This window comes from Micromonospora sp. USAFONa4, from assembly GCF_057197825.1.
Window position 1 is genome coordinate 595,625 of the sequence record NZ_CM170072.1, and the last position, 17,879, is coordinate 613,503.

At 76.7% G+C, this 17,879-nt stretch carries 9 protein-coding genes; all 9 read right to left on the reverse strand.

Annotated features, from left to right (window positions below):
* Positions 1-4: 4 nt before the first annotated feature.
* Genes AC0OO9_RS02525 through AC0OO9_RS02565 form a run of 9 tightly spaced genes read right to left on the reverse strand, consistent with a single transcriptional unit; the run spans position 5 to position 17,525 of the window.
* Positions 5-1,780, reverse strand: coding sequence for a condensation domain-containing protein (locus tag AC0OO9_RS02525; protein ID WP_484515221.1), 1,776 nt, complete (start codon positions 1,778-1,780; stop codon positions 5-7).
* Entirely contained in the window at positions 1,780-4,611 is a 2,832-nt protein-coding gene (locus tag AC0OO9_RS02530; protein WP_484515223.1) for an amino acid adenylation domain-containing protein, read from the reverse strand. The genes AC0OO9_RS02525 and AC0OO9_RS02530 overlap by 1 nt, the downstream gene beginning before the upstream one ends.
* Entirely contained in the window at positions 4,608-5,450 is an 843-nt protein-coding gene (locus AC0OO9_RS02535) for an SDR family oxidoreductase (protein WP_132238351.1), read from the reverse strand. Before AC0OO9_RS02535 ends, AC0OO9_RS02530 begins: the two co-directional genes overlap by 4 nt.
* Complete coding sequence (locus AC0OO9_RS02540; RefSeq protein ID WP_484515225.1) at positions 5,443-6,147, reverse strand: thioesterase II family protein; 705 nt, start codon at positions 6,145-6,147, stop codon at positions 5,443-5,445. Before AC0OO9_RS02540 ends, AC0OO9_RS02535 begins: the two co-directional genes overlap by 8 nt.
* The gene (locus tag AC0OO9_RS02545; RefSeq protein ID WP_484515227.1) at positions 6,144-6,896 is read right to left on the reverse strand and encodes a thioesterase II family protein; all 753 of its coding nucleotides are present in this window, start codon (positions 6,894-6,896) and stop codon (positions 6,144-6,146) included. Before AC0OO9_RS02545 ends, AC0OO9_RS02540 begins: the two co-directional genes overlap by 4 nt.
* Positions 6,889-12,234 carry an amino acid adenylation domain-containing protein gene (locus tag AC0OO9_RS02550; protein WP_484515229.1) on the reverse strand — a complete coding sequence of 1,782 codons (5,346 nt, stop codon included), beginning with the start codon at positions 12,232-12,234 and terminating at the stop codon, positions 6,889-6,891. The genes AC0OO9_RS02545 and AC0OO9_RS02550 overlap by 8 nt, the downstream gene beginning before the upstream one ends.
* Complete coding sequence (locus AC0OO9_RS02555) at positions 12,231-13,247, reverse strand: TauD/TfdA family dioxygenase (RefSeq protein ID WP_421450600.1); 1,017 nt, start codon at positions 13,245-13,247, stop codon at positions 12,231-12,233. Before AC0OO9_RS02555 ends, AC0OO9_RS02550 begins: the two co-directional genes overlap by 4 nt.
* On the reverse strand, positions 13,244-14,302 hold the full coding sequence (locus AC0OO9_RS02560; protein ID WP_484515231.1) for a TauD/TfdA family dioxygenase: 1,059 nt from the start codon (positions 14,300-14,302) through the stop codon (positions 13,244-13,246). Before AC0OO9_RS02560 ends, AC0OO9_RS02555 begins: the two co-directional genes overlap by 4 nt.
* Positions 14,295-17,525 (reverse strand): amino acid adenylation domain-containing protein, encoded by a 3,231-nt coding sequence (locus AC0OO9_RS02565; RefSeq protein ID WP_484515233.1) that lies wholly within the window; start codon positions 17,523-17,525, stop codon positions 14,295-14,297. The genes AC0OO9_RS02560 and AC0OO9_RS02565 overlap by 8 nt, the downstream gene beginning before the upstream one ends.
* Positions 17,526-17,879 lie beyond the last annotated feature (354 nt).

Sequence of the window (17,879 nt, forward strand, 5' to 3'; positions counted from 1 at the left end):
CGGCTCACAACTCGATGTCGATGGTGGAGGGTGCCCCGGCGGCGACCCGGCGGGCCCCGGTCAGCTCGCCGACCGGCACCCCGGGGTCGGCCAGGACGGTGTCGGCGATCTCCAGCCAGAGGTCGGCGAAGGCCCGTACCGTCCCGGGCAGGAACAGCCCGGCGTCGTACGCCCAGTGCACGCGCAGCGAGTCGGCGCGCTCGTAGACCTGCATGTCCAGGTCGAACATGGCCTGGCCGGTGGGCGCGACGGCCAACCCGACCCGCCGCCCCAGGAAGTCGGCGGCGGCCACCTCGGCGTGCTGCATCGCGAACAGCGTGTCGAAGAGCGGATGCCGGTCCTGGTCGCGGACCGGCAGCACCTCGGCGACCAGCGTGTCGAACGGGTAGTCCTGGTGCGCGAACGCGTCGACCACGTCGTGCGCCACCTCGGTCAGCAGCTCCCGGAAGGTGGCCTCCGGCCGCACCCGGTGCCGCAGGCAGACCGTGTTGACAAGCATCCCCATGGTCGCGTCCAGGCCCGGGGCGCCGCGACCGGCCACCGGGGTGCCCACCGTGACGTCGGTCCCGCCGGTCGCCGCGGCGAGGAAGGTCGCGTAGCAGGCGAGCAGCACCTGGAACAGGGTCACGCCCTCGCGTCGGGCCAGCGCCCGCAGCGCGGCGGTCCGCTCCGCCCCCACGTCGAACTCGACCGTGCCGGCCCGCGCCGTCGCCGGGCGGTCGGTCAGCCGCGCCGCGTCGGTGGGCAGCCGCAGGGGCGCCGGCGGCTCGGCGAAGCGCCGCCGCCAGTAGTCGCCCCCGGGCGGCTCCCCGGCGGTGGCCCACACCGCGTAGTCGGCGTACTGGACGGGGACCGGCGGTGGCTCGCCGCCGGCGTAGACGGTGTCGACCTCGCGCAGCAGCAACGCCAGGGAGAGGCCGTCGGTGACGATGTGGTGCAGGTCCAGCGCCAGCACCGGGCCGTCGCCGGTACGCCGCAGGGCGGCCCGCAGCAGCGGCGGGGCGGCCAGGTCGAACGGCTCGACCGGCAGCGTCCCGGTGCCCTCGACCTCCGGCAGGTCGAACGGGACGGTCGGCAGCACCCGCTGCACCGGCCGGCCCGCCTCGGTGCCGAAGGCGGTGCGGAGGATGTCGTGCCGGGCGATGACGGCGCGGAACGCGTCCGCCAGGCGGGCGCGGTCGACGTCCGCCGGCAGCGGCACCAGCAGCGGCAGGTTGTAGGTCACCGACGCGGGGTCGCGGGACTGGGCGAGGAAGACGCGGCGCTGCTGCGGGGAGAGCGGGTAGGCGTCCGCCGCCTCGGCGCGGGGCAGCGGCACGGCCGCCCGGGCACGGCCGATCTCCTCGGCGAGCCCGGCCACCGTCGGGTGGCGCAGCACCGCGGCGAGGGAGACGCCCACCCCGAGGGCCCGCTGTGCCTCGACGGCCAGTCCGGTCGCGGCGAGCGAGTCGCCGCCGGCGGCGTAGAAGTCGTCGAGCACGCCCAGCTTCGGCACGCCGAGCAGGCGTTCCGCGATGCGCACCAGGACGCGTTCGGTGTCGTCGCGCGGCGGCAGGTACGCCCCGAACCGGTCGTCCGGCTCCACCAGGTCGGCGGGGTCGAGGGAGTCGACCTGCACGATGTGCCGGGGCAGCTCGGCGTCGGGCAGTTCCCGGGCGAGCAGGCCGCGCAGGTGCAGCGGGTCGAGGTAGTCCTCGGCCACCACGTACGCGCAGCCGCCCTTGACGGCCACCTCGCGCACCTGGGGCCAGAGTCGGGTCAGCGTGTCGACGTCGGCCATCACCGCTCCGTACCGGTCGCGCCGACCAGGGCGCGCACCGTGGGGTGCACGTACAGGTGGCGGGGGGTGAACTCGCCGAGGCCCTGCGCGCGCAATTCACGCAGCAGCCGCAGCGCGAGCAGGGAGTTGCCGCCGAGGTCGAAGAAGTTGTCCTCCGGCCCCACCTCGGCGCCGAGCACCCGCTCCCAGACCGCCCGGATCCGCTCGGCGCGGCCGGGTCCCGCTCCGGGGTCGGCGGGTTCCCGGGGGGCGGGCAGGGGCCGGGCGGCCGGCGCGGGCAGCCGGGCGGCGTCGAGCTTGCCGTTGGCGGTGAGCGGCAGCGCGGGCAGCGGCGTCACCGTGGCCGGCACCATGTACTCGGGCAGGATCCGGGCCACCCGGCGGCGCAGCTCGGCGGGCGGGTCGGCCCCCTCGGCGAGCACCACGTACGCGTGCAGCCGGGCGTCGGCGGTGTCCACGGTGACCGCCACGGCCAGCACGTCCGGGTCGTCGAGCAGCACCTGGCGGATCTCGTCCAGCTCGATCCGGTAGCCCCGGATCTTGACCTGGTCGTCGAGCCGGCCCAGGTGCTCCAGCCGCCCGTCCGGGAGCAGCCGGCCCCGGTCGCCGCTGCGGTACATCCGCCCGCCCCGCCAGGGGTCGGGCAGGAAGCGCTGGGCGGTCAGCTCGTCGCGGTGCAGGTAGCCGTCGGTCACCCCGGCGCCGCCGACGTGGATCTCCCCGGCGGCGCCGGGCGGCAGCAGCCGCCCCGCCGGGTCGAGCACGTGGACGTACCAGCCGGGCAGCGGGCGGCCCACGGAGCGGGTGCCGGCCAGGGCCAGGCCCCGGTCGATGGTCTGCGCGGTGACGTGCACGGTGGTCTCGGTGATGCCGAACATGTTGACCATCCGGCAGTCGCGCTCCGGGTACCGGTCGAACCAGCCGGTCAGCATGCCGGCGTCCAGCGGCTCGCCGCCGAACACCACCAGGCGCAGCCCCAGCCGGTGCGCGGCGCGCCGGTCGGCGTCGACCAGCTGCGCGAACGCCGACGGGGTCTGGTTGAGCACGGTGACCCGCTCCGCGCGCAGCAGGGCGTGGAACTCGGCCGGGTCGCGGACCACCAGGTGCGGGACGACGACCAGGTGCCCGCCGGTGAGCAGGCAGCCCCAGACCTCCCAGACCGAGAAGTCGAACGCGCTGGAGTGGAACATCGTCCAGGTGTCCGCCGGGCCGAGCCCGAACTCGTCCCGGGTCGCGGCGACCAGGGCCAGCACGTTGCGGTGCGGGACCTGGACCCCCTTCGGCCGGCCGGTGGAGCCGGAGGTGTAGATGACGTACGCGGGGTCGTCCGGGCCGGCCGTCGCCGCCCCGGCGCCCGCCGCGTCGTCGGTGTCGTCGGCGAGCAGCTCGTCGACCTCCACGCCGTCGGCGCCGACGAGCAGGCTCACGCGGGAGTCCTCGACGGTGTAGCGGATGCGCTCGGCCGGGTAGGTGGGGTCGATCGGCACGTAGGCGGCGCCGGCTCTGAGCACGCCGAGCAGCGCCGCCACCAGGTCCACGGAGCGTTCCAGGCAGACGCCGACGCGGGTGCCCGGGCCGCAGCCCCGCGCCCGCAGCGCCGCCGCGATCCGCCCGGCGCGGGCGTCGAGCTGGGCGTACGTGAGCCGGTCGGCGCCGTAGGACACCGCCGGGGCGTCCGGGGTGTCCCGCGCCCACCCGGCCACCCGCTCGTGGATGCCGCCGGTCGGCTCGGGCAGGCCGACGGCCGCCCCGCCGAGGGCCGCGACCCGGTCCCGCTCGGCGTCGTCGAACAGGTCGCAGTCGGCCAGCGCGCGGTCGCCGTCGGCGAGGAGCTGGCCGAGGACGCGGGCGACGTAGCCCGCCACCGTGATGACCACGTCGGCGGACCACACGCCGGTGTGGAAGTCGCAGGTGACGGTGCTGCCGCGCAGCGTCAGGGTGAGCGGCCACGGCGGCGTCAGGCTGGGCAGGTAGGTGTCGGCCGGGCTGTCGGCGGTCAGCACGCCGACCGCGGCCTCCGGCGGACCGGCGTCGGGCGTCCGCCCGGGAACGGGCCACGGGGCCGGCTCGGCGGGTCGGGCCGCGAGGGCGCGCAAGGTGCCGTCCACCGACACGGGCACGACCGCCGGCCCCTCGTCGCGCAGCGTGCCGACCCGCACCCGGCGCACGCCGCCGAAGCGGGCCAGCACCGCGCCGACCGCGCCGGTCAGTGCCAGCAGGTCGGTCCCGGCGGGCACCGCGAAGGCGTACGACGCGGTCCGGTCGGCGCGCGGGTTCCCGCCCCGCCAGGCGGTGTCGCCCTCGTGTTCCCCGTCGTCCTCGGTCCCGGCCGTCTCCCCGGCGGCGGTCCCCGGCGGCTCCGCCTGCCCGGCCGGCTGAGACGGCCCGGCCGGCCTCGGCTGCCCGGCCGGGTCCGGCGCGACACCCTCAGGGCGGTCCACGGGCCCCGGGCCGGCGGCCGGCTCCGCCCCGGCCTGCGGCGCGGTCCCGGCCGCCTCGACGGCCAGCTCGCCCAGCGCGCGGCCGGTGAGCGGGCCGCGCCGGGCGACGAGCACCAGGTCGGCGCCGGCGTCGTGGCGCAGCAGCACCGCCCGCACCGGCGGACCGTCGGCGGGCAGCGGTCGCGCCAGTTCGGCGGCGCGGCGCGCGGAGGTCGCCGACGTGGGCACCCGGTCCACCCAGAGCCGGGCGGCGTCGAGGCCCCGCCGCGCCAGCGCGGCGGCGAACCGGGCGGCGACCTCGTCGGGGTCGCCGGCGACGGCCACCGCCGCCGCGTGGCAGGAGCGGCCCGGGTCGGACTGCTGTCGGGTGGGCTGTGGACGGCTGCTCATCGGGTGGTGAATCCTCCGTCGACGGTGATGACCGAGCCGGTGACCTGCGACGACTCGTCGGAGGCCAGCCAGAGTGCGGCCTGGGCCACCGAGTCGGGCTCGATCAGCGCGTTCATCGGCTGGGCCTGGACGAACGTCTCCTCGTGCTCGGCGACCGGCACCTCCAGCGAGCGGGCGATCTCGGCCAGCATCCGACCCTCGACGTACGGGTCGTCGCGCACCGAGCCGGGGCACAGGGCGTTGACCCGCACCTTCAGCGGCGCGTAGTCCAGCGCCGCGGCCCGGGTCAGGCCGACCAGGCCGTGCTTGGCGGCGACGTACCCGGCGAAGTGCCGGTAGCCGACCAGGCCGGCGGTCGACGCCACGTTGACGATGCTCCCGGCGCGCTGCCGGCACATCACCGCGCCGACCGCGCTGACCATCCGCCACGGACCGGAGAGGTCGACGTCGAGCATGAGCTGCCACTCGGCCTCGCTGATCTCGTGCACCGGCTTGCCGGAGGGCGCCGCGATGCCGGCGTTGTTCACCAGGACGTCGATCCGGCCGAACCGGTCCAGGCAGAGCGCGACGGCGGCCCGGACCGCGTCGAGGTCCCGCACGTCGGCCTCGACCGGGTACGCGGCCACCCCCAGCTCCGCGCAGAGCTTGGCGGTGTGCGTGAGCTGGCTGGCCGAGCCGAGCGGGTACGGCACGTCGGGCAGGTCGTGGGCCACGTCCACCAGGACCAGGTCGGCGCCCTGCGCCGCGAAGGCGGTAGCGCAGGCCCGGCCGAGTCCCCGCGCGGCGCCCGTGATGATCGCGGTCCGGCCGGCCAGCCGGCCCGGCGTCGGCTCAGGCACCGGCCAGCCTCCGTCGCACCAGCGCCAGCAGCTCGGCCGGGTCGTCGGCGAGGTACATGTGTCCACCGGCGACGGTGAGGGAGGCGAACCCGGCGGAGGTGACCCGGTCCCAGCCGGCCAGGGCGGAGGCGGCCACCAGGGTGTCGTCGGCGCCGCGCAGCGCGGTCACCGGCACGTCGAGCCGCTTGTCGCCGCCCGGCCGGTAGCCCTCGTGCAGCTCCACGTCGGCGCGCAGGGTCGGCAGCAGCAGCTCCCGCATGTCGGGGTCGGCCAGCGCCGGGTGCGTGTAGCCGGCGAACTCCTCCACCCGCGCCACGAACTCGTCGTCGGGCAGGTCGGCGGCCGTGTGGTCGCGGCCCGACCACGGGTCGGGCGAGCCGCTGACGAACAGGTGCGCCAGCCGCACCCCGGCCGCCTGGGTCAGCCGGCCGGCCATCTCGTACGCGAGCACCGCGCCCATGCTGTGGCCGAACAGCGCCACCCGGTCGCGGCCGGCGACCAGTTCGAGCACCTCGTCGAGGAGCCCGTCGACGGCCTGGTCCATCCGGCGGTACGGCTCCTCGACGAAGCGCTTCTCCCGGCCCGGCAACTGCACCGGGAGGATCTCCAGGTCGGGCGGTGCGACCCGCTGCCACGGTTGGTACACCGAGGCGCCCGCGCCGGCGTACGGGAAGCAGAGCAGTGACGTGACGGTCAAGACGGCTCCTTGCCGAGGAGGGCGGACCGGACGGCGCCGAGCAGTCCGGGGTCGGCCCGGGCGAGCAGGTCGTGCCCGCCCGGGACGGTGACGGTGGTGCAGCCGGCGGTGGTGAGGTCGGCCCACGCCGCCGTCCCGACGTCGTCGACGTGCGGGTCGGCGTCGCCGCGGATCGCGGTGACCGGCACGCCGATCGGGCCGGCGTCGCGGTAGCGGTAGCTGCGGCCGAGTTCGAAGTCGGCGCGGGCCGCCGGCAGCGCGGCGGCGGCCAGCTCCGGGTGCGCGGCGACGGCCGCCGGCATCGTGCCCAGCGCGACCAGTTCGGCGAGGAACGTGGCGTCGTCGGCGCCGGAGTGGTCCGGTTCGACCTCGGCGCGGTGCGGGGCGACGGCCGAGGAGACCACCAGGAGATCGGCCGGGCGGTGCCCGCGTCGCTCCAGCCGGCGGACCAGCTCGAACGCCACGTACGCGCCGAGGCAGTCGCCGTAGACCGCGTAGGGCCGGTCCAGGTGCGGCGCCAGGGCCGCCTCGAGGGCCTGCACCAGCGGCGTCATCCGCCGTGGCGCGGGTTCGGCGACCCGCTCGCGGCGGCCCGGGTACTGCACCGCGTTCACCTCGACGGCGCGCGGCAGCCCCGCCCGCCAGGTCTCGAAGGCCCCGGCGTTGCCGCCCGCGTAGGGCAGGCAGAACAGGCGCAGGGCGGGCCTGGCGACGGGCGCCCGGACCACCAGCCACGGGTTCTCAGCCATCGCGGCTCACCCGCTCGACGACGGCGCCGTAGCTGCCCAGCGCGACGAACTCCGGCAGGGTGATGGTGCTGCCGTGGCGCTGCCGCAGCGCGGTGACCAGGCGCAGCGCGCGCAGCGAGTCGCCGCCCGCGGCGAGGAACTCCGCCCGCTCGCCGCGCGGCGCCACGCCGACGACCTCCTGCCAGACCGACGCCACCCGGGCCGCCCAGCGGTCCCGGACGTCCCCGTCGCGCGGGGCGGGGACGACGGGACCCGGCGGTCCGACGGCGGGCAGCGGCGCCGTCGGGTCGGTCGCCAGCAGCCGGCGGTACGCCTCGGCCAGCCGGTCGGCCCGCGCCTCGTCGACGTGCCGGGCGTCGTACTGGAGGGTCAGGGCGAGCTGGCCGGTCGCCGGGTCCACCTCCACGTCGACGGCGAGGCTGAACGCCACGTCGACAGTGATGCCCCGGCTGTCGACGATGCGGCTGCCACGGCTCCCGCCGTCCTCGCCCTCGTCGGCGCCGCCGTGGAAGTGGGTCCAGTTGAAGAAGTGGTCGAACCGGGGCCCGGCCCCGCCCGCCCGGACGATCTCGGCGAGCGGGAACCGGTGGTGGCCCATCAGCGACCGCTCCGCCTGCCAGGCGTCGGCGGCCAGCTCGGCCAGCGACCGGGTGCCCAGCACGGCGCTCACCGGCAGGGTGTTGAGGAACAGCCCGAGCGTGGCGTCGCTCCCCTCGGCCTCGGGCCGGGCGCCGACGACCAGCCCGGTGACCACCTCGTCCCGGCCGGCGGCCTCCCCGATCACCCGCAGGTGGACCGCGAGCAGCCAGGACTTGGCCGGTACGCCGGCGGCCCGGGCGGCTGCGGTGACGGTGTCGGTGGTGGACGCCGCCAGCGGCACCCGCCGGGTGGTGGTGATCCGTGGCTCCGTCCCGCCGAGCAGCAGCGGCGGCACGCCGCCGGCGCCCTCGAGCCAGAACCGGCGCGACCCGGCGTCCGCCACGGCCTCGCGTTCCGCCGCCACGTACGCGCGGAAGGGCAACGTCGGGCGGTGCGGCACGGGCAGCCCGGCGCGACGCCGGTCGTACGCGGCCAGCAGTTCGCCGAGGAGGAGGTGCAGGCTCCAGCCGTCGAGGATCGCGTGGCACTCCGCCACGATGAGGGTGAAGGTGTCGGTGTCGTCGCGGACGGCGTGCAGCCGCAGCAGCGGCGGCCGGTCCCAGTCGAAGGGCCGCACCCGCTCGGCCGCCACCAACTCGTCGACGCGGGCCCGGCGGGTGGCCTCGTCGGCATCGGTCAGCTCCGTCACCGGCACCTCGACCGGCACCTCGGCGTGCACCAGTTGCAGCGGCTCGCTGAAGGCGCCGAGGGAGAAGCCGGTCCGCAGCACCGGATGGCGTGCGACCAAGTCGGCCAGCGCGGCGCGCAGCGCCTCCGCCTCCAGCGGCGCGTCGACGCGGTGCGCGGTGACGTTGTGGTACATCGCCGGGTCGCCGGTCAGCTCGCAGTGGTAGACCATGCCCTGTTGCAGCGCGGTCATCGGGTAGGCGTCGGCCAGCCCGGCGGGCAGGCGGTCCCGGTCGGCGGCGGCGACCAGGGCGAACGGCTCCGCCGCCCCGGCCACGTCGGTGGCGGCGGTGGCGTCGGCGTCGGGCCCGGTGAGGGTGATCTCGCCGTGCGCGACCAGTTCCCGGATCGACTGGTGCACGAAGATGTCGCCGAGCCGGAACGACAGGCCGCGCCGGTTCGCCGCGACCTGCATCTGGATGCTGCGGATCGAGTCGCCGCCGAGGGCGAAGAAGCTGTCGGTCACCCCGACCGACTGCGTGCCCAGGACCTCCCGCCACGCCTCGACGAGGATCTCCTCGGCCCGGTTGGCCGGCGCCACGGCCGGCTCCCGCCGGGCCCGGTCGAGCTCCGGCGCGGGCAGCGCGGCCCGGTCGAGCTTGCCGTTGCGGGTCAGCGGCAGGTCGTCGAGGAGCACCACGGCCGCGGGGACCAGGTGGGCGGGCAGCCGCTGGGCGAGCCAGTCGGTCAACCGGGCCTCCAGCGGGCCGGCGGCCGGGCCGTCCGGGACCGCCACCGCGGGCCGCGGGTCGGCGGCGTACTCGGGGCGCACGGCGTGCAGGGTGTGCCGGTCGGTGCCGGTGAGCAGGTCGTCCTGGCGGGTGACCACGTCGAACCCGCGGTCCTCGAAGAGGGCGATCAGCTCGTCCAGGCGCCCCTCGGTGTCGGTGCCGACGGCGTCGTGCACCTCCATGGCGACCTGCGCGATCAGCGGCCAGTGCCGCTCCTCGATGCCGGCGAGCACGTCGGCCTCGGCCCGCTGCACGTCGATCTTCAGCAGGTCGATGCGCTCCGGCGCGACCTCGTCGATGACCTCCGACAGCGGGCGCACGTCGACTGTCACCTCGGCGCCGTCGAAGCGCTCCGCCAGCAGCTCGTCGACCCGCTCCAGCAGGGTCTCCCGGTCGGACTCGCCCCGGTCCCGCTCGTTGGCGAGGAACCGCTTGATCACGGCGACCTCGGCCGCCGGGTCGGCGTACGCGGCCTGGCCGGACATCATCGAGTAGCCCGGGTAGTAGGTGAAGGAGACCTGCCCCGGCGCGGTGGACAGGCCCACCGGGTGCACGGTGGCCGGCACGCCGAACTCCTCGACGTTGCGCCGCAGGGCCGCCACCACCGACGGCACCGGCTCGAAGGCGTGGATGGTCGCGTCCGGGCAGGCCGCGTGGACGAACAGCGAGAACATGCCGATGTTGGCGCCGACGTCGAAGACCGTCGCGCCCCGGCGCAGCACGATGCCGTCACGCAGGTAGACCCGCTGCGTGAAGATCTCGTCGTACAGGTAGCGGGTCTCGTGCGGGTTGATCCCGGCGACCCGGTCCAGGTCGACGTCGACGGCCGGCGCGGCCGGGCGGACGTAGCCGACGAGGCGGTCGCCATGCCCGTCGTCGTCGCGGGCCACGACCGCCGCGTCGGCGACCTCCGGGTGCGCGCGCAGCGTCGCGGCCACCTCGCCCGGCTCCACCCGGAAGCCGTGGATCTTCACCTGGTCGTCCAGCCGGCCCAGGTAGCTCAGGCGCCCCTCGGCGTCGAAGCGCACCCGGTCGCCGGTGCGGTAGACCCGCTCCGTCCGGCCGCCGGGCAGGGCGGCCCGGACGAACCGGCGGCCCGTCGTCTCCGGGTCGCCGAGGTAGCCGTCGGCCAGCTGCGGCCCGCTGACGCAGAGTTCGCCGGCCACGCCGGGCGGCACCGGCCGCAGCCGCTCGTCGAGGACCCACACGCCGACGCCCGGCAGCGGACGGCCGATGGTCGGTGCCGTCGCGGGGCGGATCTCGGCGGCGGTGCTGTCCACGGTGCACTCGGTGGGCCCGTACAGGTTGACCGTCCGGACGCCGGGCAGCGCGGCGAGGGTGTCCCAGAGGTCCGGCGGGATCGCCTCGCCGCCCACCAGCAGCAGCTCCGGCAGCCGGGCGTCGCCGGCCCCGGCGAGCAGGATGCGCAGCTGGGAGGGGGTCAGGTCGAGCACGTCGACCCGGTTGTCGGCGAGGGCCGCGGCCAGCGCGGCGCCGTCGCGCCGGGCGTCCTCGGGCACCAGGTACAGGCTGCGGCCGTGGGCCAGCTGCACGAGCTGCTTGACCGAGGCGTCGAAGGTGAGCGGGGCGTTCACCGCCACCCGCAGCCCGGTCCGGCTGCCCGCGTACACGGTCTCCTCGAGCGCGTACGCCAGGTGGGCCGCGGCGCCGTGCGGGACCTGGACCGGTCGCGGCGTGCCCGTGGAGCCGGAGGTGAAGATGACGTAGGCCGCATCGGTGGGCGCCACCGGGGGCACGGCCGCCGTCGCGGTGCCGGCGGCCAGCTCGGCGACGGTGGCGCCGGCGAGCCCCGCCGGGCCGCCCGCGCCGACGACGAGCCCGGCGTCGACCGCGCGGACCTGCGCGGCGAGCCGCTCGGCCGGCGCCGCCGGATCCAGCGGTACGTACACCGCGCCGGCCCGCAGCACGCCGAGGAACGCGGCGACGGTGTCCCGGGACCGGGTGGCGAGCACGCCCACAGGCGAGCGGTGCAGCCCCCGCTCGACCAGGCCCGCGGCGACCCGGGCCGCGACGTCGCGCAGCTCCCCGACGGTGTACGTGCCGTCGGCGGCGACCACCGCCGGGCTGTCCTGGTCGGCGCCGGCCAGCCCGTCGTCGAGCAGCTCGACGAGGGTGCGCACCGCGGCGCGGGACGGCTGGCCGGCCGCGTCGGCGAGCCAGCGGGCCTCCCCCTCGCCGGTCAGCACCAGCGGCGTGCCGTCGGCCAGCGCCCGGGGCAGCGACCCCAGGATCGCCAGCAGGCCCTCCAGCAACCAGCGGCCCCCGACGACCCGCAGGGTCACCTCGTCGTCGCCGACCACGGCGGTCAGCTGCGGGCCGGCCGTCGCGGGCGGCGCGGAGACCTCGACGGCGGTGGCGCCCAGGCCACCCAGGGCCGCCGGGTGCCCGGCCGGTACGACGGCGAAACCGGCGACCGCGTCGGAGTGTTCGCCGACCGGCTCGACCAGGTGGAACGCCTCCTCGGCGGCGGACTCGGCGGCGCGTACCTCGTCGAGCAGCGCCTTGGGCGCGGCCGGCAGGGGCAGGCCCAGCCGGACCGGCGCGTGGCCGCCCAGCGGGCCGACGACACCGGCCGTCCCGGTGGCCTGCCGCCCGTCGCTCCACCGGGCCAGCACCAGGTCCGCGTCGTCGACCCCGGCGGGCGGTTCGGCCCGGCGGGACAGCGCGAGCGCCCAGGCGGCGAAGAGCAGGTTCGCGACGCCGACGCCGGCCTCCCGCGCGGCGGCGCTCAGCGCCGCGGCGGGCAGGGTCGCGGTGCCGACCTCGGCCGGGTCGTCGCCGTGCGGGGTGACCAGCCGCGCGGCCGGCGCGGCGGGTGCCCCGAACGGGTCGGCCTCCTGCCGCTGCGACAGCTGCCACTCGGTGACGTCGAGGAACTGCAGGGCGTCAGGGTCGTCGGCCAGCCGGCCGTCGGCGTACGCGCGGGCCAGGTCGGCGAGGACGAGCCGCAGGCTCGCCGGGTCGGCGATCAACGGCGTGGCGGCCAGCTCCAGGGCGTCGTCGGTGACGGTCACCGACAGCTCGCCCTGGGCGCCGACGACGACGCTGCGGGCGTCGTCGACGTCCTGCAACGGCACCCGCAGCCCGGGGTGGTGCACCAGGGTCAGGCGCAGCGCCTCGTGTCGGGCGACCACCGCGTCCAGGGCGGTCTGCAACCGGGCCCGGTCCAGCGGGCGGTCGAGCAGCACCCGGGCGCGGACCAGGTCCTGCGCCCCGGACCAGGCCAGCCGCTGGATCGGGGACAGACGGTAGCCGTTCACACCACGCTCCGGTTGAGGTAGAGGTCGGACATGGCGACCAGGATCTGCCGGTCGCCGCTGAAGGGTTCGCGACCGTGGGTCGCGAGGAAGTTGTCCACCACCAGCACGTCGCCGCGCTGCCAGGGAACCGACACCGCGTGTTCCCGATACAGGTCCCGGATGCCGGCCACCACCTCGTCGGGGATCGGCTCGCCGTCGCCGTAGTAGGCGTTGCGGGGCAGCCCTTCGGGCCCGTACTCGCGCAGCAGGGCGGCCGAGACCTCGGCGGGCATGTTGGAGACGTGGAACAGGTGCGCGTGGTTGAACCAGACCGTCTCGCCGGTGCGCGGGTGGGTCGCCACCGCCTGCCGGCGGGCGCGGGTCCGCAGCCCGTCGCCGTCGAGCCAGGTGTACTCGGTGGCCGAGTCGGCGCAGTACTTCTCGACCTCGGCGCGGTCGGTCGTCTGGAACGCCTCCTGCCAGGGCAGGTCCAGGTGTGGGCCGTAGTTGCGCACGTAGCTGACCCCGTGCCGCAGGAACCGCTGGCGCACCTCGGCGGGGATGCGCGGGCTCACCACCCGCTCGCTGGCCAGCGGGGTCGCGCCGCCGCTGCCGGTGGCCGGCTGGGCGCACCAGAAGTAGAGGTGGGTGGGCCAGTTGTGCGAGTACGACATCTCGTGGTGCAGCGGGATCCACTGCTCGGCGTTGAACTCGGTGGAGGTGAAGACCTTCTCCGCGACCTCGTGCCGGGGCGCGGCGCGTTCCAGGTAGCCGAGCAGGTCCGGGCTGACCGCGCGGGCGGCCCGGCTGAAGTCGTCGGCCGTGGCCACCTCGAAGCCCCGGAAGAAGACCGCCCCGTGGGCGTCGAGGTCGCGCAGCAGCTCGTCGCGGCGCCCCGCCAGCCAGCCGGCCAGGTCGAGGTCCGGCACGGCGGCCTCCACCATCAGCACGAACGTGTCGTCGACCAGCACCCGGCGGGACACCGGCGAGGTGACCGCGCCGCTGCCCCGTCGGCGCGGCGCCGGCCCCGTCACGACCGCACCCCCGTGGAGGTCACGGTGGCGGCGGCCAGCTCGGGCGCGGCGACCGGGTCGGACATCGCGGTCAGGATGCGCCGGGGCGGCGTGAACGGCTCCCGGGCGTGCGCGGCCAGCATGTTCTCCACCAGCAGCACGTCGCCGCGCCGCCACGCGAAGGAGCGGGTCTCGGCCGCGTACGCGGCGCGCAGCTCGGCCAGCACGTCGTCGCCGATGGGCGTGCCGTCGCCGTACGCGGTCTGGTAGGGCAGGTCCTCCTCGGCCAGCGACGCCCGCAGCCCCGCGCTGACCTCCGCCGGCAGCGAGGTGACGTGGAAGAACAGGGCGTGGTTGAACCAGGTCCGCTCCCCCGTCACCGGGTGCTCCCGTACGGCGGGGCGGACCTGGCGGGTACGCAGCTGCTGCTCGCCGACCCACTCGACGTCGATCAGCGCGCGGGCGCAGTACGCCTCGACCTCGGCCCGGTCGTCGGTCTGGAACGCCGTCTGCCACGGCAGGCTGATCCCCGGCAGGTAGTTGCGCCGGTAGAGCACGCCCCGGCGTTCGAATCCGGCGACCGTCTCCGGGCGCAGCCGGGCGAGCACCCGGCGGCTGTCGGCCAGCGGGGTGCGCCCACCGGCGGCGGGCTCGGTCTCGCAGTGGAAGACGATGCGCAGCGGCCAGTTCACCGTGTACGACTGCTCGTTGTGCAGCACGATCGGCTGGTCGGCCGGGTGCTCGGTGGAGGTGTAGACGCCCTCGGTCACCTCGCTGCGCGGCGACGAGCGCTCGCCGTAGCTGAGCACGTCGTCGGAGAGGGCGGCCATGACGATGCGGAAGTCGGCCGCGCCGTCCACGGCGAAGCCACGGAACAGCACGGCGCCGGCGCGGCGCGCCAGCTCGTCCACGGTGGACCGGTTGCCCGCAAGCCAGGCGGCCAGGTCCACGTCGGGCACGTTGGCCTGGACGAGGGCCGGCAGGGGCCCGCCGGGCCAGTCGGGGCGTACGTCGACCAGGGACCGTTCGCGGCCGCGGCGCGGAATCACCGGCGCGACCGGGGTCTGCTCACTCATCTCTCGTTCCCCCCAGGGTGTGGGCACATCGGGCGAGGCTGCGCCGGGGATCGGCGGCCGCGCCGCGTAGGAATGCGGTGAAGCGGCGGTGCCACGTGTCGACCAGTTCGCCGTCGAAGCGGTCGGTGCGGTAGGTCCAGAGCGCCTCCAGCCCGTCGCGGCGCTCGTCGAGCCAGAGGGTCAGGTCGAGCCGGGCGGTGTCGGGGGTCAGCTCCACCCCGACGAACTCGCCGCCGGAGGCGTCGACGTGCCGGGCCGCCGGGGCGTTCTGCACGCCGAACGCGACCTGGACCAGCGGGTTGCGGCCCGGTTGCCGGGCCGGGCGGAGCCGCTCGACGACGACGTCGAACGGCACGTCCTGGTGGGCGGCGGCGAAGAGGGTCACCTGGCGCGCCTCGTCCACCAGGTCGGCGAAGGACCGCTGCGGGCCGGGCCGCAGGCGCAGGGGCATGGTGTTGACGAAGCAGCCGACGCTCTGTTCGGCGGCGACGCTGGTCCGGCCGGCGAAGGCGACACCGATCAGCACGTCGGTGCGGCCGGTCTCCGCGGCGACCAGCGCGGCGAAGGCGGCCAGCCCGACCATGTGCAGGCTGGCGCGGCTGGCGCGGGCGAGGTCGCGGACGACGGCGGCGGTGTCGTCGTCGATGCGGGTCCGCAGGGCGGCCCCGGCCGGGGAGCCGTCCGCGCGGGGCGGCGTGGCGGCGGCGGGCAGGTCCAGGACCGTCGGCGCGCCGCGCAGCGCGGCGACCACGGTGGCCACGGCCTCCCGGCCGGCCGGGGCGGCCAGCCAGTTCCGCTGGGCCACGGCGAGTTCCGCCGGGCCGGTCGCCGGACCGGCCGGCCACGGCGGGCCCGCCCCGGCGCCCGCCGACTCGGCCTCGCAGGCGCGGCCCAGGTCCCGCACGATGACGCTGAACGACCAGTCGTCGCAGACGATGTGGTGGGCGACCAGGAGCAGCGCCGCCCGCCCGTCGTCGGCGGCGACCAGTCGGGCGCGCAGCAGCGGGCCGGTGGCGAGGTCCATGGGGGTACGCGCCTCGGCGGCGGCGAGCTGGTCGAGCTGCTCGTCCAGCGGCACCCCGGCCCGGGGCGGGGCGGCGACCAGCGGGACGTCGAGGTCGTCGCGGACCCGCTGCACCGGGCCGCCCGGGGTCGACGGGAAGACGGTACGCAGCGCCGGATGCCGGGCCACCACGCGGCGCAGTGCCCGGCCCACCGTCCCCGGGTCGGTCCCCGGCGGCAGCCGGACCGCGAACGACACCAGGTAGGAGGTGTCGGCCGGGTCCAGCTGGTGCAGGAACCACAGCCGGGTCTGCGCGGCCGAGAGCGGGGCCGTGTCCACGGGCGCCGCGGGCGGCGTACCGCCCGCCGACGGGTGCCCCGGCCCGGGTGCGGCTCCGGCGGACGCGGTCCCGGCGATGCCCGTGGTGGTGGCTCCGGCGGCCCGGCGCAGGTCGTCGAGGTGGCCGGCGAGTGCTTCCACCGTGGCGTGTGCGAACAGCGCCGCCGGGGCGACCGGCAGGCCCGTCGCGGCGGCGAGCCGGGTGGCGCAGCGTACGGCCAGGAGGGAGTCGCCCCCGAGGGCGAGGAAGTCGGCCTCCGCCCGGTCCACCGGCCGGCCGAGCACGTCGCGCCAGACGGCGGCGACCGCGGCGGCCGAGCCGGCCAGCGGCGCGCCGTTGCCGTCGCTCGCGGCGGCGGCGACCTCCGGGGCGGGCAGCGCCGCCCGGTCGACCTTGCCGTTGGGGGTGGTCGGCAGGCGGTCCAGCCAGACGACGGCGGACGGCACGAGCGGGGCGGGGACCGTCTCCCGCAGCAGGTCCCGCACGTCGTCGCGGCGCTCGCCGACGAGGTAGCCGACGAGCAGCGGGTCGCCGCTCGGCCCGGTCCGCACCGCGGCGGTCGCCTCGCGTACGCCGGGCAGGGCGGCCAGCCGGGCGGCCACCTCGCCCAGCTCGATGCGGTATCCGCGCAGCTTCACCTGGTCGTCCATCCGGCCGAGGAACTGCAACTGCCCGTCCGGGCGCAGCCGGACCCGGTCGCCGGTGCGGTACATCCGCTCCCCCGGGCGGAACGGATCGGCCAGGAAACGCGCCCGGGTCTCCTCCGGCCGGTTGAGGTAGCCCCGGGCCAGCCCGGCGCCGGCCAGGTACAGCTCTCCCGGCTCTCCGGGCGGCACCGGCCGGCCGTCCGCGTCGAGCAGGTAGACGCGGGTGCCCGGCAACGGACGGCCGATCGGCGGGTCTCCCCCGTCGGCCGGCACCTCCGCCCAGGTCGAGTAGGTGGTGTCCTCGGACGGCCCGTAGAGGTTGCAGAGCCGGCGTACGTGCGGCCGGGCGAGCACCCGGGCGGCGAGCGCCGCGGTCAACGGCTCGCCGGCGAGGCAGACGGTGCGGACGCTGCCCGGCAGCGCGCCGGCCGCGAGCAGCTCGCTCATCGCCGACGGCACGGTGTTGACCAGGGCGACGGGCAGCCGGTCGGCGCCCGGCGCGGCCAGGGCCAGCGCGTCGCGGACGAGCACCACCCGACCGCCCCAGCAGAGCGGGCCGAAGAGCTCGAAGACGGACAGGTCGAAGCAGACGGACGTGGCGGCGAGCACGCCGCCCAGCTCGACGGCGGTGAAGGTCTCCCGGGTCCAGTGCATGAGCACGGAGGCCGAGCGGTGCTCGACGGCGACGCCCTTGGGCCGGCCGGTGGAGCCGGAGGTGTAGATGACGTACGCCAGATCGGACGGTTCGGACGGCAGGTCGGGCCGGGCCGCCGGGAGGGCGGTGAGGTCGAGGTCGTCGAGGCGGAGGGCGGCGTCGGCGAACCGGCCGGCGAGGCCGGCCACCGTCAGCACCAGCCGGGTACCGGAGTCCTCGGTCATGTAGGCGACCCGGGCGGTCGGGTAGGCCGGATCCAGCGGTACGTAGCCGGCGCCGGCCTTGAGCACGGCCAGCAGGGCCACCACGAGTCGGGAGTCGCGGGGCAGGCAGACGCCGACCCGGTCCCCGCGTCCCACCCCGCGGTCGAGGAGGATCCCGGCCAACCGGTTGGCCGCCTCGTCGAGCTGGCGGTAGGTGAGCACCCGCCCCTCGCACCACACCGCGGCGGCGTCGGGGGTCCGGTCGACCTGGGCCTCGACCATCCGGTGCAGGGTGTCGACGGCGGCGGGTCGGGCGGTCGGACGGGACGGGGTGGAGCGACGGACGGGGCCGGCGGAGCGGGCGGGTGCGCTCACGTCGAACCGCGATCTGGCATGGCGCGTCCCACCGAGCACTCCCCCCACTACTAACAGTGATCGATCGCGGGCCCTATGCCAGGTCGACGACCGGAGACGTCACCCATCGTGACCATGAGCCACCGGGCCATCGCTCTCCGCAGAGAGAGTCCACGACCCTCGATTCCGCTGCCAAGACGTCTCTCACCATTCGGGACGTCGGTGGCGCTTCCATGGAATGCCCGCCTCACCCCCGGCCGGCGCGGCCGGATCGCCCGAGAGGGCGCCAGCACGGCAGACGGCCGCCAGCGCGGTCGGCGGGGTCGGCCCGACCGCCCGGCCACTGTCAGGTATCGGCCACCGTCCGCAGGTCGG

Bases quoted from the DNA above. Each gene is read 5' to 3' on its own strand.
- AC0OO9_RS02530 (WP_484515223.1), bottom strand. From the start codon at position 4,611: ATGAGCAGCCGTCCACAGCCCACCCGACAGCAGTCCGACCCGGGCCGC.
- AC0OO9_RS02525 (WP_484515221.1), bottom strand. From the start codon at position 1,780: ATGGCCGACGTCGACACGCTGACCCGACTCTGGCCCCAGGTGCGCGAG.
- AC0OO9_RS02560 (WP_484515231.1), bottom strand. From the start codon at position 14,302: ATGAGTGAGCAGACCCCGGTCGCGCCGGTGATTCCGCGCCGCGGCCGC.
- AC0OO9_RS02545 (WP_484515227.1), bottom strand. From the start codon at position 6,896: ATGGCTGAGAACCCGTGGCTGGTGGTCCGGGCGCCCGTCGCCAGGCCC.